Below are 21,642 nucleotides of genomic sequence, written 5' to 3' on the forward strand. Positions count from 1 at the left end.
CGATAGGCGAACGAATCCATGAAAGTGCTGATCGTCGAAGACGAACCGAAAGTCGTCGAATACCTGAAGAGCGGCCTGACCGAGGAAGGCTGGGTCGTCGACACCGCGCTCGACGGCGAGGACGGCGCGTGGAAGGCCATCGAATTCGACTACGACGTGGTCGTGCTCGACGTGATGCTGCCGAAACTCGACGGCTTCGGCGTACTGCGCGCGTTGCGCGCGCAGAAGCAGACGCCCGTGATCATGCTGACCGCGCGCGACCGCGTCGACGACCGCGTGCGCGGGCTGCGCGGCGGCGCCGACGACTACCTGACCAAACCCTTCTCGTTCCTCGAGCTGATCGAGCGGCTGCGCGCGCTCACGCGCCGCGCACGCGTGCAGGAATCGACGCTGATCTCGATCGGCGACCTGCGCGTCGACCTGATCGGCCGCCGCGCGACCCGCGACGGTACGCGCCTCGACCTCACCGCGCAGGAATTCCAATTGCTTGGCGTGCTCGCACGGCGCAGCGGCGAGGTGCTGTCAAAAACGACGATCGCCGAGCTCGTGTGGGACGTGAATTTCGACAGCAACGCGAACGTCGTCGAGACGGCGATCAAGCGCCTGCGCGCGAAGCTCGACGGCCCGTTCGCGGAGAAACTGCTGCACACGATCCGCGGCATGGGCTATGTGCTCGAGGCGCGCGAGGAAGGCGACGCGGAGCGGCACGCATGAAACGCTCGATCACCCTGCGGCTGTCGGCGATGTTCGGCATCGTGTCGCTGCTCGTGTTCACGCTGGTCGGCTGCGGGCTGTTCGTGATGATGGAGCGCCAGCTGTTCGCCGAACTGCGCGCGACGATCGACACGCGCGCGAAGGTCGCGCAGATGATCGTGTCGCACGCGACCACCGCCGCGCGCGGCCGCGTGATGCAGGAAAAGCTCGCCGATCTCGAACCGCCCGACGGCTCGACGCGCTACCAGATCGAGAGCCCCGACGCCGACTTCCGCTTCGGCCATCCGGTCGACGGCGTGCCCGTCGGCGAGCCGTTCGGTGCGTTCCAGCAGTACGCGCTCAACGACAGCAGCTACGACGTGATGACGAAGACCGTCGCGATTGCCGGCAGCGGCGAGCGGCCCGACCTGAAGCTGATCGTCGCGACGTCGTGCGAGCGCACGCAGCGGATGCTGCGCCGGTTCGCGTGGACACTCGCCGCGCTGATCGCGACGGCCACCGTGCTCACGCTGCTGCTGAGCCGCGCGGTCGCGCGCTTCGGGCTCGCACCGCTCGAACGGCTGTCGCAGGACGCCGCCGCCATCAGTGCCACCAATCGCCGCCAGCGGCTGCACACCGACGCGCTGCCGACCGAGCTGCGCGATCTCGCCGCGTCGTTCAACGGCGCGCTCGAGCGCATCCAGCAGACCTATGCGCGGCTCGAGGCGTTCAACGCGGACGTCGCGCACGAGCTGCGCACGCCGATCAGCATCCTGATCGGCCAGACCCAGGTCGCGCTGACGAGTCGCGACCGTTCGGTCGACCGGATGCGCCAGACGCTGCAGTCGAATCTCGAAGAGTTCGAACGGTTGCGCGTGATCATCAACGACATGCTGTTCCTGTCGCGCAGCGATCGCGGCGAACGCGCGACCGACCTGAAGCACGTGTCGCTCGCCGACGAAGTGCGGCGCATGCTCGACTTCCTCGAAATTCCGCTCGATGAAGCGCAATTGCGCGCCGAACTGCACGGCGATGCGCGTGCGGCGGTCGACCCTTCGCTGTTCCGCCGCGCGATGACGAACCTGCTGATCAACGCGATCCAGCATTCTGCGCCCGGCGCGACGCTGAACGTGACGATCACGCGCCGCGACACGCTCGTCGACGTGTCGGTCGCGAACCCCGGCGAGCCGATCGATCCCGCGCAGCGCTCGCATGTGTTCGAGCGCTTCTACCGGCTCGAGGAAGCGCGCGCGAACAGCAAGGAGAACCACGGGCTGGGGCTGTCGATCGTCAAGGCGGTCGCGGAGATGCACGGTGGCAGCGTGTTCGTCGCGTGTTCGGACGGCATCAATACGTTCGGCTTCTCGGTGTCGACGCAACCATGCAGCGGCGACCCGCTGCCCGCGCCCGATGCCGGCAACCCGCACCCGCTGCAGCCGGCGCCCGCCCCCCGCGCATTGCATTGACGGCGGCTGCGCCGCCGAGGGCAGTTTTCTTCAATACGGAGCCGTGCGGCTTCGTTAGTCTCGATGCGACTTTGACATTCGCATGGAGGCAACGGATGAGCATGCTGGTTTCGATGGCCGCGTTCGCGCTGGCGTCGTCGATCACACCCGGTCCCGTCAATATCGTCGCGCTCAGCGCGGGCGCGCGCCACGGTCTCGGCGCAAGCCTGCGCTATGCGGCCGGCGCGACGCTCGGCTTCGTCGCGCTGTTCCTGCTGATCGGCCTCGGGCTGCACGCGGCGCTCGCGCGCTGGCCGATGCTGACCACTGCCACCCAGTGGGCGGGGATCGCGTTCCTGCTTTACCTCGCGCTGCGGCTCGCGCTCGACGACGGGCGGTTGTCGGCCGACCCGGACGTCGCCGGCCCATCGGCCGCGGCCGGTGCGGCGATGCAGTGGCTCAATCCGAAGGCGTGGCTCGCGTGCGTGGCCGCGATGGGCGCGTATGCGGCCGACGGCGACCGCGCGCAGGTCTGGCAGTTCGCGGCGCTGTATCTGGTGATCTGCTTTGCGTCGATCGCGTGCTGGGCGTATGCGGGCGCGTCGCTGCGGCATCGACTCGCGAATGCGCGGCGGATGCGGCTGTTCAACCGCGCGATGGCACTGCTGCTCGCGGGCAGCGCGCTTTATCTGCTCGATATCTAGCGCGGGCGCTTCGACGTGTTTTTGCGGCGGATGGGATGCGGATGACCGATGTTGCAGGCCGTCGCCGGCACCGGGCACCCGGCCGCCCTTCCCGCGCTCAGCTCGCGGCGCTTCGATATTGCCCGGGCGTGGCGGCCGCGATGCGCCGGAACGCGCGCTGGAAGTGCGCCTGGTCCGCGAAGCCCGCATCGAGCGCGACGTCGGCGATCGGCCGGCCGCGGCGCAACTCCGCGCGGCCGTACTGTACGCGGCGATCGATCAGGAACGCATGCGGCGTCATGCCGTAACGCGCGTTGAACGCGCGGATCAGGTAGGACGGCGACAGGTCGGCGGCCGCGCAGATCGCATCGAGCGTGACGGCCTGACGGCAATGCGCGGCGATGTAGTCGGCCGCCCGCGCGAGCTTCGCATTGTCGGCGCCGCGCCGCGCGTCGTCGGGCAGTTCGCGATCGAGCGCGCCGTGCAGCCCGGTGAAGAATTCGACCGCCGCGCTTTCCTTGCCGAGCGGATCGATGCCGGGCGCCACGAGCGTGCGGTAAAAGCGGCCGAACTGCGCGAACAGGTCGCGCCGTTCCGTCAATTTCGGCGAAAACCCGTGAAAATCGCTGTTCGGATTGCGCCCGAGCGAATGCTGCAGACGCGCGAGCCACGGCACGTCCACGTAGACCATCCGGTACGCCCATGCGTCGGGGCCGTACGGATTGCACGCATGCACCTGCTCCGGATCGATGATCACGAGCACGCCGCGCCCGACGTGTTCCTTCGTCGCTCCGTTCAGATAGGTGCTCGTGCCGCCGACGATCGCGCCGAGCGAAAACGTGTCGTGCGTATGCTTCGCGTAGCAGATCGTCCGCCCGTCGTCGACGGTGCGCGCCTCGATGAACGGCAGCGCGGCGTCGCGCCAGAACGGCGACGGCACGGCGACAGTGTTGGCGGAACGGCTCACGCGACAGGCTCCCGGATCGGACGGCGAACGCACACCGTACAAGACTGCGCGGCACGATGCAACCGCGAGCCGACGCATCGCGGCCGGATCGCCTAAGCTTTGAATTCCGGCCGCCGCGGCGGACGCGGCGGGTTCCGTTCCCTCTTTCAACCTCTTCCAACCGGTACGCTCATGCACATCGATCTGACAGGCAAGACCGCGGTCGTCACCGCTTCCACCGCCGGCATCGGGCTGGCGATCGCCGAAGGGCTCGCGCACGCGGGCGCACGTGTCGTCATCAACGGCCGCAGCGACGGGTCGGTCGACGCCGCGCTCGCGCTGTTGCGCACCGCGGTGCGCGACGCGGACATCGACGGCGTCGCCGCCGACCTGTCCGACGCCACCGGCGTCGCGCGCATCACGCAGCACACGCCCGAGGCCGACATCCTCGTCAACAACGCGGGCATCTACGGGCTGAAGGGTTTCTTCGACATCGACGACGACGAATGGACCCACTATTTCCAGATGAACGTGATGTCCGGCGTGCGTCTCGCACGGCACTATCTGAAGGGCATGCTCGAGCGCAACGCGGGCCGCATCGTGTTCATTTCGTCGGAATCGGGCCTGAACATCCCGGTCGACATGATTCACTACGGGTTCACGAAAACCGCGCAGCTGGCGATCGCGCGCGGTCTCGCGAAGGTCGCGGCCGGTACCAGCGTGACCGTCAATTCGGTGTTGCCCGGGCCGACGATGTCGGAAGGCGTGCGCGCGATGCTGAAAGCGACGGCCGACGAAACGGGCCGCAGCATCGACGAAGTCGCGGTGGATTTCGTGCGCAGCCAGCGCGCGAGTTCGATCATTCAGCGGCCGGCGACGACGGAGGAAGTCGCGAATCTTGTCGTGTACGTATGCTCGCCGCAGGCGTCGGCGACGACGGGCGCGGCATTGCGCGTCGATGGTGGCGTGGTCGATACGATTGCTTAGGCACGGTGGGGACTCGCGGCGGCATCAGGGAGGTGGGGCGATCTGCTGATTGCGTTTGACATGCGGTTCCGGCCCAACTCCCGCCCGCGGGGCGTCAAACCGTGCGGGCCGCCCCCGCTGCGTCGGCAAAGGTCGCTCCTCTTCAGGTGACACTCGGATAACCCATGTAATTTCAAAAATTATCAGATGCATGTAATAGTCGTGGCATGGAGCATCACTTTTTAATTAACAACCTGGTGACACATGTTTTTACGGCATTTCGTTCCCAATAAGTGCTGACCAGCAAACGCCTCTTATCATCCACCCTAAGGTTATAAAATCCATCCGCACACGCTGGAAATCTTTCCACAAATCTATTGGCCGATGGAGAAAATACGAAAACCCTGTCGATCTGAAACGTACCCATCCCATCATCTGTATGCGACACCCAAAAACCGAGCCGACCGCTAAAGTCATAACTCCCTATTGTGATATCCAGAGGTTTCTCCGTATCAAAGCCCACCTCGCCATGATTAATCCCCCTTCGTCCGGACAACCTCCAAATCAAATTTGGACCGTTGATTTTCACTACTGCCACAACCCCCGGTGACGGAACAAACGTTTTGGAAAAATCATTAGCACATGAGAGAAACGACATCGCGGACAACGTTACAGCCACCAAAGCTCTGACAATCTTCACAAATCACCCCGCGATAAGCATGGTTTCGACAACCGATCTTGCTAAAAAAGCACCAGCCTAAAATTTGTGACTCGCGGCCACGTGCAATTCTTATGGATTTAATGGTCGCATTGATCGCTCTCCCACCATGAATCCGGCGCTCTTCATCGCTTCCGTTATCGAGAAGCATCTCCCAGCATGAAGCTAGCCGCATAACAAATTGTCTGGCACCGTCGATTTTGCTCACGGCAACTACTTACCCTTCAACGGGGAAGCTGGATATTTCTTCTCAAGCACCTTTCGAATCGATTCCGCATCCTTATAATGTGCATGCGTTGAGCGCCCGTCGCGAAAACCACATTCACATTGATCAAGGAAAGGTTTGCTAGCATCACTTTGCAGTCCGGCAAAGACAGCCCCCATTCTCGGATTACCAGTCAGCTTATAAACATAACCATCATAATATTCACCCCCATAATCGTAATGATTCAGAGGCGTGCGCACCAAAACAACGACCTCCTTATCTTTTCGATCATGATCCGCGTTCACGAAAAATACAGCCGAAATTTCTGGAACTCCGTCATCTTTCACATAACGATCGAATACTACATCATGCCAATTGTTTTTCTCATCACAAAACAGAAGATGCGCGTCGAGCATGTAGGGGCTGTCAATTTTATCTCCACCCGATACATTAGCCTCGCTCATTAAGAAATAAATATACACGCCCTGCATCGCAGGACCAGCATCGACGACGGGCGGCTGTAATTTGTGATTTTGATCAGTACGAGCCCCTATTGCATCCTGCACGGTGACTGGTATGCCGGTCGCGTGGGAATGAGGCACATGAAACAAAAAAAATAGCGTTAACAAGAAACCTAACACCAACACTCGCCGATCACCCATAACAGCCAACCCTCATTAAATTCAACTATAGAGAAAATCTCCTGGCATCCAGGAACTTTAAACTCCAACCGGAGCCGATGTTTGCAAAGCGGCACAAATTGAAATCACCCTTCCTCTTGGCGCCTTAAGTTGCTCTCCACTGGAAAAAATGACGCATCGTTAAGGATAAAATGCGCATAACGAAAGAACTGCTGGCGTGCGGGCAGTCCGCCAGCGCCTCCGACCAGGCGAAAGCACGCCTTGACATCGAGATCGCGCGCTCCCTTGTCGGCTTTTTTGTCGATCCTGGCTTTAGCCCAGAAGTAGCCCGCAGAATCCGCAGCCACTTCCGCATCATTTTGAAGAAGTAGAGGATTAGGATCACTTGTAAAATTCTTGGCGCGGTATTCGCCATACTCGCGATAGCCTTTTCTCCAAGTTAGGTGGATTAACCCGCGACCGCAGAAACGAGGGCCATCGCCCAACTGTACATTCTCACCGGCAACAGCCTTATTGCGAACCTCTCCTGGTCGCTGAGCTATATACGTTGCGCGATCACGCCCCTTTAAAAAACCAAGCCTCTCCAGCCAGGCATTCTTATGATCAAAATCGTAGACAGCATCACTCTCAGAATAGCTCTCGTACATTTTTCGGAAATAACTCGCATCGCCATTTTCTCTCGCAGAGCAGAGCGCCCCTGTTTCTTTGAATACTTGACCCAGAAAATGTGCCCGCCGAAGATCACCTCTGAGCCCATATTTACGATATATATGGTTAAACGCTAACCACATCCGCTGCGGCAATTGCCCCCGAACGTCGTCATTTCCTTCGGTAAATCGTCGTTTACTCTCCACCCATGTGATATGCCCACCCGCATCCGGTATCGAATTATAAGGTAGCAATTGCACCTGCTCTCGCAAGGCCAACCAGTCGCATCTCCTGAAATGTCGAATAAATGCAAGCGGATGAAAGAACCATAGCCTCTGCCCCGCTGGAAGCCCCGTTTTGTCCCAAAACTGAACCTCCTTCAGGTACTTCAAGAAATCCTTATAGCCCTTCTCATTACCGTGGTAGAAGCCGCCCTCATCGAGTAGTCGCGCATAGCGCCCTTCGTTGTTTGTACTATCCCACTCACTCGGCGCATGGCAGACAAGGCCGCGTAACTGCCGCCGTACCCGGGCATTACCTTTCACATACGCCGACAGCACTCGCTTCTTGTGAGCTTCCGCCGTCTCCCCTGCCACCGCTGGTACGTCGTGCGGAGCAGCATCGTTGAGGATTGTCTTCAGTGCATCCACGTCGCACAGTCCGTCGCTGCTGAACGGCGTATTGCCCTCACTGACTTTCTGCCAGCCCATGCAAGACAGGAAGTCCGCATCCGAGAACTTGTGAATGCCGGAGTCGTTGATATCGATGTAACCAACCTTGTCTGCCGCCCAGTTGACCTTCATCCACGTCGCGCGCACATTGTCCGCCAGCGTCTGGGACGGCGACAGGATGCGACCAAAGCGCAGCAGTTCGTAGCCGTCACTCGGGCATGACGAATAAAGCGCCGTCGCACGCTTGTACAAATCGTATTCGTAGTCCTTTTCCTCGACGGGTTGCGGCGTGAGCAGCGTGCGAGTGCCGTCTTGCGCCAGGCGCCAGACGTTGGTGTATTTCGAGCCGACGCTGAAGTAGGTCTCAACGAGCAACGGCAGCGCGTTCGAGCCCTCTTGACCTGGCTTGAACTCGATTCCGTGCAACTTGTTGTGGGCATCGGCCTTCTCAGGCAGACGACGAAACGTGCTGCCAGCCGGAATGACGAAATACGCATGCCCCCACCAGTCCGTTCCAGCAGGCGGGGTGGGCGTGCCCTTACCCAATTGCGTACACCCGAAATAAGCGTCGAAATCCGCCGGCAACATGAAGATTTCGAAGTGCAAATGCGGCATGCCCTCATATTCGCCACGCCACCCCAACACGTCCTTACGCCGGACCTTCTTGCCGTCCCCCGAGACCGCCGGCGTCACCTGCCCCTTGTTCACCGAACCAGTAGGCAGGCGCAGGAATTCAGGCATTTCCTTGGCATTCGCCCGGTGCTGCTGGTACTCCGCCAGCGGCAGCAGATGCATGTATAGCGAATAGAAGGTCAGCGTGCGGCCTTCCCCAGTCTCGGTCGTATGCTTGAGCAACACAAATCCCGGATGGCTTACGCCGCCGTCCACCCCATGCTGACAGACGCGATAGGCAACGACCTCGCCGTCGGCTATCGCGTGCACCTTGCCCTTCGTATCGGGCTGCAGATGCACGCCACAATGCCACCGCCGATCAACGGCGATCGGATAGATGCCGTGGTCACATTCGAATTTGTCGACCGCATCCATCATCGGATCGGGGTTCGTCCCGGTCGGGGCTGCGAGACCGGCTTCGGGCAGAAACGGGGGGCTGATAATCATGGTCGTTACTGTGTGTGGCTGTACTTGGCGCTGGGCTGGTATTCGCTCACCGGCAGTTGCGGCAAGCTGATGGACGTAGTGCCCGGCCCTTCGAACTTGAACGAGGCCACCCTGATACGGAATTCACCCGGACACTCGAAGACGACATTGCCGTTCTCGATGGTCATCGACGCGCCGCCACTGGTCACCATCGCCCTTGTCTTGGCGTTCACGTGCACATCCGTATCCGGAAAACCGTGCCGTCGGATGTTCACGAGTGAAACACATCGGCACACAAGTGCCTATGGTCGGGACGCCGATATGACGTGGCGCTCCCGTGTCTCCCGCGCGCAGCCGTTCATACGACTTTGGTCAATCGTTATGGAAGGTTTCAGAATGATCATGGCCACCGGAAAGTGGTGGCTGCGGCACGCGGAATCAAACGCAGAGTCTGTCGACGTGCCTGTGGATTTCGTGCGCAGCGAACGCGCGACGTCGATCCTCCGGCGGCTGGCACAGCCGGAGAAAATCTCGAATCTCGTGATGTACGTATGCTCGCCGCAGGCATCGGCGACGACGGGCGCGGCATTGCGCGTCGATGGTGGCGTGGTCGATACGATTGCTTGATGGCCGGGCTAGCCCGATGACAGGCGCAGCGGGCACGCCAGGCCCCCCGCCCCGCTATCTCGAAACGGTCTTGCCCGGCTGGAGCGTGCCCTTGCGGTCGGCGTCCATGCAGGTATCGAAGCCGTATTGCGTGACGGCACCGGCCTTGTCGAACACGACGAAGTAAGGCCGGTGATCGTTGCCGTGCTCGATGAAGTAGTTGTAGCAGACGCCGCTGCCGTTGCGGACCATCCACACGCTGCGCGGGTTGCCGCCCGCGCGGACGACGTCGGCGCGCGTCGCGCCGTGCCGCGACGCAGCCCTCGCCAGCGGCGTACGCGAATACGAGAACGGCAGCCACGAGTCGAACCACGCGCAGCCGTGCAGCATCAGGCAACTGGCGGCCAGCGACAGCGTCGCGGCGGGACGGTACATCGGAATCAATCGCATGCTGGGAGAAATCTGCTGCGCCATGCCGGCGTGATCGAAAGCCCCATGCTACTCGACCTTTGGGTCCGGATCGAAAAGAAATGTAGAGACCTGGGTCCGACGCCCCGCCCGACGCCGTCCGGCCCGCGCCCGATCGTTGCGAACCGTTGCGGCACCGCGCCGCCTCGCACGCGCGTCGATGCCGCTGCGCCGCTGGTCCGAATCGGCGCAACGGCCGTCATCGTCAGGCGACCCATTCGGCCCACAGCATCGTGAGCACCGTCATCAGCGCGGGGCCGACGAACAGCCCGATCAGCCCGAACGTCTCGGCGCCGCCGAGGATGCCGAACAGCACGAGCAGGAACGGCAAGCGGGTCGAGCTGCCGATCAGCACCGGCCGCACGAAATGCTCGGCGACGAACACGACCACGAAGCCGACCACGAGCACCACGACGGCCCACACGGTCGCCCCCTGCACGAACAGCCAGAGCGCCGCGCCGCAAAACACGATCGGCGCGCAGAACGGCAGCATCGCGGCGACGGCCGTGACCAGACCGAGCAGCGCCGCGTGCGGCACGCCCGCCAGCGCATAGGCGACGCCGAGAATCGCGCCCTCGCCCAGCCCGACGACGACGAGCCCCGTCACCGTCCCGTACACCGCCGCGACCATCCGTTCGATCAGCTCGCCGCCGCCGGGGCCGAACGCGCGCCGCGCGCCGTGCAGCAACGCGCCCGACAACTTGTGGCCGGCCCTCAGGATCACAAACAGCGTGACCAGCATGAAGCCGAACTCGAACAGCGCATGCGCGAGCTTGGTGCCGAACTGCCGCCCGAACGCGATGAATTTCTCGCCGCTCGCGCCGTGCATCGCGGCGCCCGCATGCAGCGGATGACCGAGATTGGCCTGCCACCACTCGGTAACCTGCGCGGCCCCGTACGGCAGCCGGGCGATCACATCGGGCAGCGGAATGCCGTTGTCCTGGACCGACTGCAGCCACATGCGCAGGTCGTGCTCCTGCGAGATCGCCTGCCCGAGCGCGAGCGCGACCGGCAGGATCACCAGCAGCGACACGCCCACGGTAATCACGGTCGCGATCAGGGTCGGCCGGTTGCGAAACCAGCGTTCGGATTCGAGGCGTTTCAGCAACGGCCACAACGCGATCGCGATCACGCACGCCCATGCGATGGCGGGAAGGAAGTCGCGGATCACCCACAGCGCGAGCAGCAGCAGCGCCGCATACAGCACGGCGCGGGCGATCTGCTGAGCGCGCGGCCGCGCGGCGGAATCCTGGGACGGCGACACATGTACGCGCATGGCACCTCTGTCGAAATGAAAAAAATGGCGGTTCGCGCAGGCCGGAAGCCTGTACGAACCGCCATTCTATCCATCGGCACCGCAACGGCATGCGGCCGCGATGTCATGCATCGTCAAATGCGTGCCGCCAGCGCGGCGGCGCCGCACGCCGCAACGCGTGCTCAGGCCACCTTCTCGGCGACGCGGTAGCGTTCGAGCCAGTGCGCGTACGGCGCGGGCAGCGTCCACGACGGACGCTCGACGCCGAGCTGCTTGGCCGCGTAGTACGGCCAGTGCGGATCGGCAAGATGCGCGCGGCCGACCATCACGAGGTCGAGCTGCTGCTCGGCGACGACGCGATTGGCGAGTTGCGGCGTGTCGATGCCCCATGCGGACGACACCGGCAGGCCGGCCTCGCGGCGCACGCGTTCCGCGATCGGTGCGAGGAAGGCCGGGCCCCACGGAATCTGCGCGTCGGGCGTCGAGAAGCCGACCGACACGCTCAGCATGTCGAGCCCTTCCTGCTTCATCCGCTGCGTGAGCGCGATCGATTCGGCGAGCGTCTCTTCGTCACGGCCGTCGTACTCGATCACGCCGAGACGCGCGGTCAGCGGCAGGTGCTCCGGCCAGACCTGGCGGACGGCCTTCAGCGTGTCGACGATGAAGCGGCCGCGGTTTTCGGCGGAACCGCCGTACTCGTCGTCACGCTGGTTCGCATGCACCGAGAAGAAGCTCTGGCCGAGATAGCCGTGCGCGAAGTGCAGTTCGAGCCATTCGAAGCCGAGGTCGCGGGCGCGCTTCGCCGATGCGACGAAGTCGGCCTGCACGCGGGCGATGTCGTCGTGCGTCATCGCGCGCGGCACCTTCGGCAGGTGCGCGCCGAACGGCACGGCCGACGGTGCGATGGTCTGCCAGCCGCGCGGATCGCCTTCGGCGATATGGTCGTCGCCTTCCCACGGACGGTTCGCGCTCGCCTTGCGGCCCGCATGCGCGATCTGGATGCCCGGCACCGCACCGGCCGCCTTGATCGCCGCGACCGACGGCGCGAACGCCTCGGCCTGCGCGTCGGTCCACAGCCCGGCGCATCCCGGCGTGATGCGGCCTTCCGGCGACACGGCCGTCGCCTCGGCGATCACGAGGCCCGCGCCGCCGCGCGCGATGCTGGCCAGATGCACGTGATGCCAGTCGTTGACGACGCCGTCTTCGGCGACGTACTGGCACATCGGCGGCACCGCGATGCGGTTGCGCAGCGTGACATCCTTGAGTTTGAACGGTTCGAACAGGGCAGACATCGACACTCCTTTGCTTGGTTCTACGAAACGACTGGATGACCCGCCGTGCGTGTGCACGGCGGAGCGATTGGGTCCGTCGCGGCGCGCGGCGCACCCGACGACGGAAGCGGCGTGGCAACGGTCATGCCGGCGCCGGCCGGCTTACTGGCGGCCGAGCTTCGCGAGCAGCGCCTCGGCAGCGGGTTCCGACGACGCGGGGTTCTGCCCGGTGATCAGCAGCCCGTCGGTGACGACATGCGGCGCCCAGTCGGCGCTGCGCTCGAACTGCGCGCCGTTGGTCGTCAGCATGTCCTCGACGAGGAACGGCACCACTTCCGTCAGCTCGACGGCCGCTTCCTCGCTGTTGGTGAAGCCCGTCACGCGCTTGCCGCGCACGACCGACTCGCGGGTTTTCGGGTCCTTCACGTGGCGCAGCACGCCCGGCGCATGGCACACGGCCGCGACCGGCTTGCCGGCCGCCAGCGCGCGCTCGATCAGGCCGATCGAATGCAGGTCCTCGGCGAGATCCCATAGCGGGCCATGCCCGCCCGGATAGAACACCGCGTCGTAATCGTCGATCGACACGTCGGCGAGCTTGTGGGTGGCCGCAAGCTCGGCTTTCGCCGCCGGATCCGCGTCGAAGCGGCGCGTCGCGTCGGTTTGCGCGGTCGGATCGCTGCTTTTCGGGTCGAGCGGCGGCTGGCCGCCCTTCGGCGACGCGAGCGTCAGCTCGACGCCCGCATCCTTGAACGCGTAGTACGGTGCGGCCAGTTCCTCGAGCCAGAAGCCCGTTTTCTTGCCGGTGTCGCCGAGCGTGTCGTGCGAGGTCAGGACAACCAGAATCTTCATGATCGGACACTCCTTCGAAATGGGGAAACGGCGCCGCGTCAGGGCCGCGGCCAGCGTGACGCACGCCGCGGGCCGGCGACGACGGCGCGCCTGCCGGTTAGTCAGCTGGCGCGCGTCAACGTGCCGGCCACGTACCGAAAATGTTGCCGGGGTCTATTAGACCAGTCGTCTAGACGAGCCTCGAAAAAAACGACGGCATCTCCTGCACGACTAGCATCGGCGCGCGATATGGCATTTTCGCGTCGGCTGAGTGCGGCAGGTATGGCGTCGCATTCATTGAGACCGGATCATAGCCTCGGATTAGACCGGTCGTCTAGTAACATCGTTGTTCGGCCCTGTCGGTGACATGGCTTTTCGACGTTTCCTCTCACTACCAGCCGGTCGCCGTCCACAGCGACCGGCTGATGACGGAATCACACGTCAACCGACATGACCTGCTGCGATGCAACCAGCTTCGGCGGCGTCGGGCACTTGCAAATACACAGATCGTCGCTCAGCGCGACGCGCCTTCCATCCGGCCCTGTCATCGGAAGTCGTGGGCCGTCGCATTGAATCTTGCCAATCGACTTGCAAGCCGGACAAATCACGTCGTCGTCTTCGTGGGCGATATGTTTATCGTCCAATACGAACGGTGTCCCCTTTGCTCGGACCGTTCCGGCCACGGTCGTGTGATCACCGTCGAGGATCAGGTATCGAGTCATGATTTCCGTGGCCTATTCAAAATCAAGCCTGGTCGAGGTAAGCGACGAGTTCCCACGCGACAGAAGCAATGTGCTGCCGCGTACCCAACATGCTGTCGAGGACTGCCAGCCGTCGAGGCTCATGCACGACGACGGACGGCAACGAGTCGCCCTTCAGAAACCTGCGTGTCGCATCGCCGGCCTGACCGGCATCCAGTTTCGCGCACCATACCCCGTCTTCCGGGCACTGCTGGCCCGTTTGCGCTACGGTCCCCAACGGTAGGCGTGCCGCAACGGTCTGCGGCTGATCCTGTTGCGAAGTCTTTTCGGTTTTCCCTTCGAGCGGCAAACCGGTTTTCGGATCGAGATTTTGGGCTTTCACCATCTCATTGATCATCTCGTCCGAAGGCTTCTGCGGCGGGACAGCAGCTTCCTGTTCCTTCTGCCATTGGAAGGTGCCATCCCATGGCGGAAGCTGTGCGGGCGGAAGCGGCACGATCTTGTCGATGTCCGGAACCTTGGGATTGCGTCCGTCGTTACCGTCGATGAACTTACCGATCAAGGCGTAGCGGCGTGTTCGCTCCACATCATTTGGAAGCGACAGATATGAAAGCCGATCGGACTGAGGCGGAGCCTTGAACCCGTTTTCGAGCGCCAAAGCGGCTTGGGTGTTGCCTGCCGCTACACCCTTCTGAAAAGCATCGACCGCTTCGCTATACAACGCGCTATTCTTCAAATTAATTCCCAACGCGTTGGCTGCCTCGCCATACCCTTGGTCAGCCGCGCACCGACGCATCTGGCGCGCAATATCCGGGGCCTTGTCATGTGGGGCCAACAACTCGGCAACATATGTCTGCGCTTCCGGGCTCCCCAGATCGGCAGCCTTCCGAAAATAGCGCAGCGCCATCTCGGCATCTTGCCCCAGTCCATAGCCCGTTTCGAGATAGTGGCCGATGTCGTAATAGCCCGCGGGGATGCCTTGTTGAATCAGTCGCACGGCAAGCGCCACCGTCTCCTTCGGCGCATCGGGCGAGTCCGCCAAACCATCGGAAATCAACGACTGAAGATTCTGGTTGGCCTTGTAGTGCCCGTGCGCTGCCGCGATCCGGTAATAGCGCGCAACCTCGTTGAAATCCTTCGGACCGTCCTGCTTTTCCAAAAACCGTGCGTAACGAAACAGACTGTCTGCCTGTGGATCAAGCGACGGCAAATGATCGGCCTGATGCGTGCAGGTAAAAGCGAGGTTCGCACGCACGGCGCTCATGTCGGGCAACGATGTCACTGGCGCTTCCTTTTTCGTACAAGCGCAGGCCACGAGGGCAAGCGCAATGATGGTGGCGTATCGGTTCATGAATCAGTCGGAACGGGTAATTTTGTTCGAGGTTCGCATAAAACCGACTAGAGATGCAGCGGGGGACTGGTCGCCAGCCTTCTGAAAATCGGCGTTGTTATTGATGAGAAGCTCCCAATTCTTGAACGCTGCTTGGGGATCATCCTGCGCTCCCCTCCCACCCGTGTGCAAATTCCATAATTGCTGCCGCAATCGCTTCGTCACATCGCCATGTTCGTGGCAGATGTTGAGTTCGCTGTCCGCTTCCATGCTGCGCGTATTGATGTTCGCCGAACCGATGGTTGTGAACGTGTCGTCAACCGTCATCAGCTTGGCATGTACGTACACAGGGTCCCATTTTCCCGGCGGTGAATCCGGCGCAACGAGCGTACAGACATGCACTTTGAGCCCCGGATAGTCGCGGTTCATTACCGGATGCGCCGGCCCCTTCATTTGCGACTCGATCCCGGCACGCTGCGCCTTGAGTTGATCGACTTTTTGCTTCGCCTGCGCAACCGTCTGCGTGGTCGCTGGTGTGTTCGCCATGCCTTGCATCTGAAGCGCGCCCAGATATTCCTGCCCGGCGTCCTGCTGTTTGCTTACCACGTCGGCAAATTGTTTTCTCAGGTCGGATTGGCGGTCGCTCTCCTGCAAGATCGCTCCCACGCCCGGCATCGATTTCGCCTGTCCCAACGCATCAAGCATGCGATACGTGGTCAGCGTTCCCGTACCCACCGCCGCGTCGGTGGAGTTCGTGATGACGAACAGATACACCATGCCGTGCTTGCCGGAATCTCGCCCCCACTTCTGTTGCTGCACCGCGACGGCCTTGATCCTCTCTGCGAGCGGCACCCACCGGAAATACTGATTTTCGATAAAGACATGCTGCGTCGCGTTATTGACGGCCTGAAGATACAGCTTCTCGATGTCGCGCTTGCCCTTCTGCGACTGCGTCCGCAGTATCTGCGACATGACACGGGTGTCGCCACCCGGATCGATTCGCACCTTCAGTCGCGTGTGCAGACCCTTGCGTTTCTCGGCAAGGCCTTGTCCTGTTGCATCGTCCCACGCCTGACAGAAATTTTCGTTCAGGTAGCGTAGCACCGGTCCTGTCACCCACGCAGAGATATCCTGCCATGGCGAAAGCCCGTTGCGGCCCGTCGTCGGCGTCTTGCGCACGTAGCTGTGATCGTTCGTGTCCCAGTACTGGTCGAGCATGTTGTGCCCCATGACGAAGCCACGCGCATTCTCCGGGTCTTCGTAATCGACAAGTACCATTTTCTGGTGATGCGTCGGTTCGGCCAATCCCATCGATGCACTGTTCTGCGCGCGCGTCAAAACATCGCGGTCCCGGTCCTTTCCATGCCAGAACGTATGCCACGCGATTTCGGCGCGATTGACCGCACTGAAACCGCGTGTCGCAAAGTCAATGTTTTTGAATGCTTCCTTTTGGTACAACGCGCCCTTGGCCGCAATATATACATCGCGCGGCCCTGCCGGTAAGCTGAGCGTAACGTTGTGCAGGTTCGCGCGCCGGTACCATTCCTCATCGATCTTGCGCTGCTGATCGGTCTGGTAGTCACGCGACATCATCGAGAACGTCTCATAGGCGGAATCCGGCAACCGTTGTTTGACATCCGTCGCGATGTCGTTGCCGGGCATGTTGTTTTCGCTGAGTTCCGATACGAACGCCGGATCGCGCCAGACCAACAACCGCACCTTGACGCCAGCTTCCCCCTTCTGACGCAGCAGTTCGCCAATGCCGACTCCTTGGCCGTCACGCTTGAACATCATCGAGGGCTGAAAGCCCCAGCAAATGATATCGATGGAATACCGCGCCTTCGAAATCTGCTCATACACGTGACCAAATGCTTCCTCGCCGTTCACAAGCGGACGAAAGGTCGCGGCAGCAGGGTTGTATTCGGTCTTTTGTACGAACCAGCGGAAAGTGACGGCTCCGCTGTTTGTGTGATTCAGCGCAATGGGCGTCGTTGCGACGAAGGGATCCGAAGCAAGTGAACTGTTTGCCATGACTATGCTTCCGAAGAAGGATTGAGCAGATCGCCATATATCTGCCGGTGCGCTGCGCGGTCTGCCGCGGCGGTGTCGCTGTCCGGCTGTCCCTCATGGAACTGGATACCCCGGTTCGCGAGCGCCCCGTTTGTCGGGTCGCGGTATTCGCCGGGCACCGGAATATCGTGCCGGTCACCGTTCGCCAGTTCAAGCGTGTATTTCTGCGTCGCCACGTGGTGATCGATAGGCAGCTGCCCGGACTTGTCGAACACACCTTGCTTGACCAGCGCGCCATCGGCATACAGCTTATAGGGCATGCCGGTCGGGATCGCGCCGGTCGCCGAAGGCGACGCAAACGTGTTCAGCGACAGCTTCTGAACCGGCGAATCCTTGAACGCCGGGTTCGTGATATCGACTCGTGCAGGGCCGGCGAATGAATAGCTGGCTGCCTTGAAGTCGATCTTGCCCGGTGAGTGGATATTAATGCTGCCGTCTTGGTTGATCTGGATGATCGCGCCACCGCATAAGATCCTGACTTCCTTGCCGGAAGCGACTTCGATGACATCCGTCACGGACCGGATGTGCAACGCCAGTTGGGCTGCCAGATCGATCACGCCCGCATGCGCCTGGATATCGATGTCGCCCTTGCCGGCGATGGCCTTCATACCGCCGTTCTGCGCAAAGAGGCTGATCAGGTTGAGGGCCGCGACGATCAGCGACTGCCCCGACGCAACGGTCGTGGTCTGACCGCTGACAAGATTGAGCAGTTGGTCTGCCGCGAGATGCACGGATTGCTGAGTTGACGCCGCAATTCCCGCCGGGCTGTCCAGCAGCATCACGGGTTCCTTGAAAGCGTTCGCGGTGCCGGTGCCGCCACCCGCCGTGCGACCACCCTTGGCCTCAGGTGTCTGCGGCAATTCCAGTGCGTCCGCGAAGTGCTTCAACGCATCGTGACCGGTCTTGAGGTCCGCCGCCTGATGCCCCTTGCTGGCTTCCGACAACGAATCGACCAAATTCCCCGCACGGGACAACTGTTGGCTTGCCTCGCGAACGTCCAATTGTTCAGCGTCCGGCGACTTGTGCTGGGTGCTGATCGCCATCCCCTGATTTGCCCGCATCGCACCGAACGCATCAGTATGGAGTTTGTAACCAATTCCGCGATAACCACCACGCGTATTGCCCGTCTGGTCAATCAGGTACCCTTGATGGAACAGGTGATAGGTGCCTCCGGTATAACTCGTCAGCCGCTGACCGCCCTGATGCGTGGAATCGTCGTGGATCAGGGCGTTGTACGCACCGGTATTGCCGAAGCCGCGCGACTGCTGGCCCGACTTCAGTACATCCGAATGCCACGGCTGCTGAGTGGTCCCCCCAGGCACCCGCCCCATCACGAACGGGCGATCACAGTCGCCTTGCCAGTAACCGATAGCGACCCATTCGCCCTTACGCGGCACATGAACCGCACCGTAGCCGTCACCGGTGTCGCCCTGCATGACGCGCATCCACGGCGACGTGTTGTACTCGTCCGGCTTACTCTGCCGGTCCCATGCGAATCGGCCACGGATCTCGTTGTTCTTGTTCGTCCACGCTTCCTCGCCGTTCGGTGCGCCGACCAGCAGATGCTCAACCTGCATCACCGGCTTCTTGTGTTCGAGCGGACTACGGTAGACGACATCGGCACGCTGCGCTTCGGTCTTCATCAAGAAGAAGCCGACGGAACCGTCATCCGCATGAGGCCGAGACACGGACGCCTGTTCGTATTCCGCCTGAACGCGGTCGAACTCCGGTTGCAGGCTGAACGGGAATGCCTCCGACTGACGGGCGAACGGCACGTTGTTCAGGATGAACCAGTGCATCTCGACCGCCAGAAACTCCCGGTCCTTCGAACCAGGTGCATCGTGGCGCGGATGGTCATTCAGCACGAACCGCGACCCTGCATCGAGCCAACGCACCCCGCCGACGCCGATAAAACGACGGGCCATCGCGTCCCATGCCTGCGTCCGAATCTGCGCACGGCGGGCACCGCTGTCGGCGTCCGGATAGCCCAACGTCGTCGGTTCATACACCGTCGCCGGAACGCCCGGAACACTGAAGGTTTCCTTGTCACGGTAATGCTGGACCGTGTATGTGGTCGCCTCCATCAAACTACCTGCCGCGAAGCTGGAACCCGGCCGATCCTGATCGAACGAAGTGGACTTGAATTCCGTTGGCTGCGCCGTCTGCTGCATCACCCACTGCGTCAAACCATCGATTTCATCGCCCGCATTGCTTCGGGAATACGTGACGTCGTGCGCTTCCGGCAACGCCGAGACACTGTCCACGATCACCAGCGTGGTCTTCGGCGGCTCGTTATCCTTGACGGGCGCATGCTCCCAATAGAAGTACCACCCTTCGTCTTCCAGTAAGCGTTGAACGAAATTCAAGTCCGATTCGCTCTGCCGCGTGTAAGTGCGCGTACTTGGCTGGGTGCTCAGATTGAACCGGTAGTGCCCGCGCAACTGGGGGTATTTGTCGAAGACGGTGCTGATGCTCTGAACGGCGCTCGAGTCCAGCCAGTAATAATCATCACGACCTTCACCCAGGAAGAACAGGGCCGACGCGAACTCGATCTGGTAAAGCGAAAGCGCGCCGTCGGCTCCCAATCGCCTGATCTGATGCACGAAGCCGTGAATCGGACGGTATTCAACGTTGGAGAAGGTAGCCGCCGATTGCTGAATCAGTAACGACACCTGCTGATGCATCAGCGCGAGCAATTCGATGTCGTCACGCGTGGATACCGCATCAACAGTCCAGCGATAGTCGCGGCCAATCTTCGAGCAGCCTTTCGCGCGAACGGGCGTGAGTACGTTATCGCCCAACGGGGTGCGCAGCGTCAGCAAACGGCCATGCTGCATGAGGCCACGGTTGATTGCGTCGAAGATGTCGCTGTATCTCAAACTCCCCGAATCTGTCGGTCTGAGTGCCATCTGTTCTTGTCCTTGTCTCTCAGGTTCGACCGTCACAAGGATGCAACGCAAAAAGGACGGTCAGCGGTCGCTCATACTGCCGCTCGCGCGAGTTTATCCGGAATAAGGCAGATACGTGACATAGGCTGGCTTCGTCGGCCGTTTGTTTGACGATTTTTTACGTGGCGTCCGGAAACAATTCACCAAGCGACAAAGGATTGCGTTATTTCTTTCGTTTTGCTTTCGTCTCTTTGCAAGCTTGGTAACTCCCTCTGCGGGGGGCAAGCGGCCGAGGGACACGATGCGGGCGCTCGCGTTTCGGCACGATTGGCGACAGCAAGTCGTTAGCGAGAAATTCACTGATCCACGTCTGGGCGTCTGCAATGACGCAGGACGCTGAATTCAGCACTTGTTCATCTCGGAAAACTAGCCGCGCAGCGGCCCGTCCGTATCGCCCGCCTCGATCACCGGCATCTCGAGCCGCTGGCCGCGCACGCCGTCCGCGAGCAACCCGAGCATCAAATCCGCCAGCGCACGTCCGGACGCCTGACCGGTCGGCTGCAAAACCGCCGTCACCCGATGCGGATGCGCGACGTCCGGCGGCACGCCGTCATAGACGATCAACGACATGTCCCGCCCCAGGCGCACGCCTCGGTCGACCAGCGCGCGGAACGCGCCGCCGCCCGCGATATTGTTGTCGACGAGCAGCGCCGTCGGCGGTTCGGCCCGCTCGAGCAACGTCTGCACGCCCTGCTGCCCGCCGTCGCGCGTAAACGCACACTCGACGAGCAATGCCGGATCAGGCTCGATGCCGGCCTCGCGCAGCGCCGCGAGATAGCCGGCGCGACGCTGCATCGCGAAATTGAGCGACAGCGGCGCGCTGATCATCGCGATACGGCGATGGCCGAAGCCGATCAGGCGCCGCACCGCATCCCGAGCGCCCGCTTCGTTGTCGAAATCGAACCACGCGTAGGGCTCGACGGCCTGCGTGCGGCCATACGCGACGTACGGAAACGCATTCGCCCTCAGGTACGCGAGCCGCGGATCGTCGACCAGCGTACGCGCGACGATCAGCCCGTCGACGAGTTTGCCGTCCACGAGCCGTCGATAGGTGTCCAGCTCGGCGTTCGGCCGCGCGGACGCGATGATGAAGTCGAGATTGCGCTCCGCCAGCCGCTCGGTGATGCCCGCGACGACTTCGCCGAAACGCGGATCGCCGAGATCGCCCGCGCCGAACGGATAGACGATGCCGATTGCGTCGGAGCGCCCGGTCGCCAGCCGGCGCGCGGTCGGATCCGCGACGTAACCGAGCTCCCGCGCGGCCTTCATCACGCGCTCGCGGGTCGCCTCGCTCACGTCGTCATAGCCGTTCAGCGCGCGACTGACTGTCGTGCGCGACAGCCCGAGCGCGTCCGACAACGCCTTCAGATTCACCTTCACGTCGCTCCTCGCGTTGTGCATGCCAGTCGGCAAAACCCGCTTGTGCGGCAATTATTGCCGATTGGTAGTTA

Annotated in this window: 18 protein-coding genes and 1 pseudogene; 5 read left to right on the forward strand and 14 right to left on the reverse strand. The window is 62.0% G+C overall.

Features of this window, described 5'->3' with window-relative positions; all coding sequences use genetic code 11:
* The first annotated feature begins 18 nt into the window (after nt 1-18).
* The 3 genes from SB771_RS15430 (at nt 19) to SB771_RS15440 (ending at nt 2,842) form a co-directional block, all read left to right on the forward strand.
* Nucleotides 19-714 carry a heavy metal response regulator transcription factor gene (locus SB771_RS15430; RefSeq protein ID WP_006755759.1) on the forward strand — a complete coding sequence of 232 codons (696 nt, stop codon included), beginning with the start codon at nt 19-21 and terminating at the stop codon, nt 712-714.
* Nucleotides 711-2,159 (forward strand): heavy metal sensor histidine kinase, encoded by a 1,449-nt coding sequence (locus tag SB771_RS15435; protein ID WP_175659302.1) that lies wholly within the window; start codon nt 711-713, stop codon nt 2,157-2,159. Before SB771_RS15430 ends, SB771_RS15435 begins: the two co-directional genes overlap by 4 nt.
* A 95-nt stretch (nt 2,160-2,254) precedes the next feature.
* Entirely contained in the window at nt 2,255-2,842 is a 588-nt protein-coding gene (locus SB771_RS15440; RefSeq protein ID WP_175659303.1) for a LysE family translocator, read from the forward strand.
* Nucleotides 2,843-2,939: 97 nt separating this feature from the next.
* Here the strand turns inward: SB771_RS15440 and SB771_RS15445 are convergent, their stop codons facing one another.
* The gene (locus tag SB771_RS15445) at nt 2,940-3,788 is read right to left on the reverse strand and encodes an AraC family transcriptional regulator (RefSeq protein ID WP_175659304.1); all 849 of its coding nucleotides are present in this window, start codon (nt 3,786-3,788) and stop codon (nt 2,940-2,942) included.
* A 171-nt stretch (nt 3,789-3,959) separates the two neighbouring features.
* On the opposite strand from SB771_RS15445, the gene SB771_RS15450 reads away from it, so the two are divergent.
* Entirely contained in the window at nt 3,960-4,754 is a 795-nt protein-coding gene (locus SB771_RS15450; RefSeq protein ID WP_175659305.1) for an SDR family NAD(P)-dependent oxidoreductase, read from the forward strand.
* Nucleotides 4,755-5,368: 614 nt separating this feature from the next.
* Here the strand turns inward: SB771_RS15450 and SB771_RS15455 are convergent.
* The 4 genes from SB771_RS15455 to SB771_RS15470 all read right to left on the reverse strand — a co-directional run bounded on the left by SB771_RS15455 (nt 5,369) and on the right by SB771_RS15470 (nt 8,947).
* A complete protein-coding gene (locus SB771_RS15455; RefSeq protein WP_175724646.1) occupies nt 5,369-5,659 on the reverse strand; it encodes a hypothetical protein in 291 nt (96 codons plus the stop codon).
* A 5-nt stretch (nt 5,660-5,664) separates the two neighbouring features.
* Nucleotides 5,665-6,297 (reverse strand): hypothetical protein, encoded by a 633-nt coding sequence (locus SB771_RS15460; protein ID WP_244096720.1) that lies wholly within the window; start codon nt 6,295-6,297, stop codon nt 5,665-5,667.
* A gap of 125 nt (nt 6,298-6,422) precedes the next feature.
* Nucleotides 6,423-8,735 carry a M23 family metallopeptidase gene (locus SB771_RS15465; RefSeq protein WP_244096721.1) on the reverse strand — a complete coding sequence of 771 codons (2,313 nt, stop codon included), beginning with the start codon at nt 8,733-8,735 and terminating at the stop codon, nt 6,423-6,425.
* 5 nt (nt 8,736-8,740) lie between these two features.
* Nucleotides 8,741-8,947: a DUF2345 domain-containing protein gene (locus SB771_RS15470; protein ID WP_244096722.1), complete on the reverse strand. Its 207-nt coding sequence runs from the start codon at nt 8,945-8,947 to the stop codon at nt 8,741-8,743.
* Nucleotides 8,948-9,164: 217 nt separating this feature from the next.
* On the opposite strand from SB771_RS15470, the pseudogene SB771_RS15475 reads away from it, so the two are divergent.
* Nucleotides 9,165-9,341: pseudogene (locus SB771_RS15475) on the forward strand (SDR family oxidoreductase); the annotation flags it as partial.
* Between the two features lie 54 nt (nt 9,342-9,395).
* Here the strand turns inward: SB771_RS15475 and SB771_RS15480 are convergent.
* The 9 genes from SB771_RS15480 to SB771_RS15520 form a co-directional block, all read right to left on the reverse strand.
* Nucleotides 9,396-9,770 carry a hypothetical protein gene (locus SB771_RS15480; RefSeq protein ID WP_175659308.1) on the reverse strand — a complete coding sequence of 125 codons (375 nt, stop codon included), beginning with the start codon at nt 9,768-9,770 and terminating at the stop codon, nt 9,396-9,398.
* Nucleotides 9,771-9,993: 223 nt separating this feature from the next.
* The gene (locus SB771_RS15485; protein WP_175659309.1) at nt 9,994-11,064 is read right to left on the reverse strand and encodes an AI-2E family transporter; all 1,071 of its coding nucleotides are present in this window, start codon (nt 11,062-11,064) and stop codon (nt 9,994-9,996) included.
* A 161-nt stretch (nt 11,065-11,225) separates the two neighbouring features.
* The gene (locus SB771_RS15490; protein WP_175659310.1) at nt 11,226-12,335 is read right to left on the reverse strand and encodes an NADH:flavin oxidoreductase/NADH oxidase; all 1,110 of its coding nucleotides are present in this window, start codon (nt 12,333-12,335) and stop codon (nt 11,226-11,228) included.
* A 141-nt stretch (nt 12,336-12,476) separates the two neighbouring features.
* Entirely contained in the window at nt 12,477-13,163 is a 687-nt protein-coding gene (locus tag SB771_RS15495) for a type 1 glutamine amidotransferase domain-containing protein (protein WP_175659311.1), read from the reverse strand.
* Nucleotides 13,164-13,576: 413 nt separating this feature from the next.
* On the reverse strand, nt 13,577-13,864 hold the full coding sequence (locus tag SB771_RS15500) for a PAAR domain-containing protein (RefSeq protein ID WP_175659312.1): 288 nt from the start codon (nt 13,862-13,864) through the stop codon (nt 13,577-13,579).
* Nucleotides 13,865-13,886: 22 nt separating this feature from the next.
* Nucleotides 13,887-15,194: a sel1 repeat family protein gene (locus SB771_RS15505; RefSeq protein WP_244096723.1), complete on the reverse strand. Its 1,308-nt coding sequence runs from the start codon at nt 15,192-15,194 to the stop codon at nt 13,887-13,889.
* A gap of 3 nt (nt 15,195-15,197) precedes the next feature.
* Nucleotides 15,198-17,204: a phospholipase D-like domain-containing protein gene (locus tag SB771_RS15510; protein WP_175659313.1), complete on the reverse strand. Its 2,007-nt coding sequence runs from the start codon at nt 17,202-17,204 to the stop codon at nt 15,198-15,200.
* A 2-nt stretch (nt 17,205-17,206) separates the two neighbouring features.
* On the reverse strand, nt 17,207-20,152 hold the full coding sequence (locus tag SB771_RS15515; protein ID WP_175659314.1) for a type VI secretion system Vgr family protein: 2,946 nt from the start codon (nt 20,150-20,152) through the stop codon (nt 17,207-17,209).
* 405 nt (nt 20,153-20,557) lie between these two features.
* Nucleotides 20,558-21,592, reverse strand: coding sequence for a substrate-binding domain-containing protein (locus SB771_RS15520; RefSeq protein ID WP_175659315.1), 1,035 nt, complete (start codon nt 21,590-21,592; stop codon nt 20,558-20,560).
* Between the last annotated feature and the right edge of the window lie 50 nt (nt 21,593-21,642).

The sequence above is a fragment of the Burkholderia sp. SIMBA_051 genome, from assembly GCF_046534915.1.
GTDB classification, from domain to species: Bacteria; Pseudomonadota; Gammaproteobacteria; order Burkholderiales; family Burkholderiaceae; genus Burkholderia; species Burkholderia ambifaria.

Bases quoted from the DNA above. Each gene is read 5' to 3' on its own strand.
- SB771_RS15430 (WP_006755759.1), top strand. From the start codon at position 19: ATGAAAGTGCTGATCGTCGAAGACGAACCGAAAGTCGTCGAATACCTG.
- SB771_RS15435 (WP_175659302.1), top strand. From the start codon at position 711: ATGAAACGCTCGATCACCCTGCGGCTGTCGGCGATGTTCGGCATCGTG.
- SB771_RS15440 (WP_175659303.1), top strand. From the start codon at position 2,255: ATGAGCATGCTGGTTTCGATGGCCGCGTTCGCGCTGGCGTCGTCGATC.
- SB771_RS15450 (WP_175659305.1), top strand. From the start codon at position 3,960: ATGCACATCGATCTGACAGGCAAGACCGCGGTCGTCACCGCTTCCACC.
- SB771_RS15465 (WP_244096721.1), bottom strand. From the start codon at position 8,735: ATGATTATCAGCCCCCCGTTTCTGCCCGAAGCCGGTCTCGCAGCCCCG.
- SB771_RS15480 (WP_175659308.1), bottom strand. From the start codon at position 9,770: ATGCGATTGATTCCGATGTACCGTCCCGCCGCGACGCTGTCGCTGGCC.
- SB771_RS15485 (WP_175659309.1), bottom strand. From the start codon at position 11,064: ATGCGCGTACATGTGTCGCCGTCCCAGGATTCCGCCGCGCGGCCGCGC.
- SB771_RS15490 (WP_175659310.1), bottom strand. From the start codon at position 12,335: ATGTCTGCCCTGTTCGAACCGTTCAAACTCAAGGATGTCACGCTGCGC.
- SB771_RS15495 (WP_175659311.1), bottom strand. From the start codon at position 13,163: ATGAAGATTCTGGTTGTCCTGACCTCGCACGACACGCTCGGCGACACC.
- SB771_RS15500 (WP_175659312.1), bottom strand. From the start codon at position 13,864: ATGACTCGATACCTGATCCTCGACGGTGATCACACGACCGTGGCCGGA.
- SB771_RS15505 (WP_244096723.1), bottom strand. From the start codon at position 15,194: ATGAACCGATACGCCACCATCATTGCGCTTGCCCTCGTGGCCTGCGCT.
- SB771_RS15510 (WP_175659313.1), bottom strand. From the start codon at position 17,204: ATGGCAAACAGTTCACTTGCTTCGGATCCCTTCGTCGCAACGACGCCC.
- SB771_RS15515 (WP_175659314.1), bottom strand. From the start codon at position 20,152: ATGGCACTCAGACCGACAGATTCGGGGAGTTTGAGATACAGCGACATC.
- SB771_RS15520 (WP_175659315.1), bottom strand. From the start codon at position 21,592: ATGCACAACGCGAGGAGCGACGTGAAGGTGAATCTGAAGGCGTTGTCG.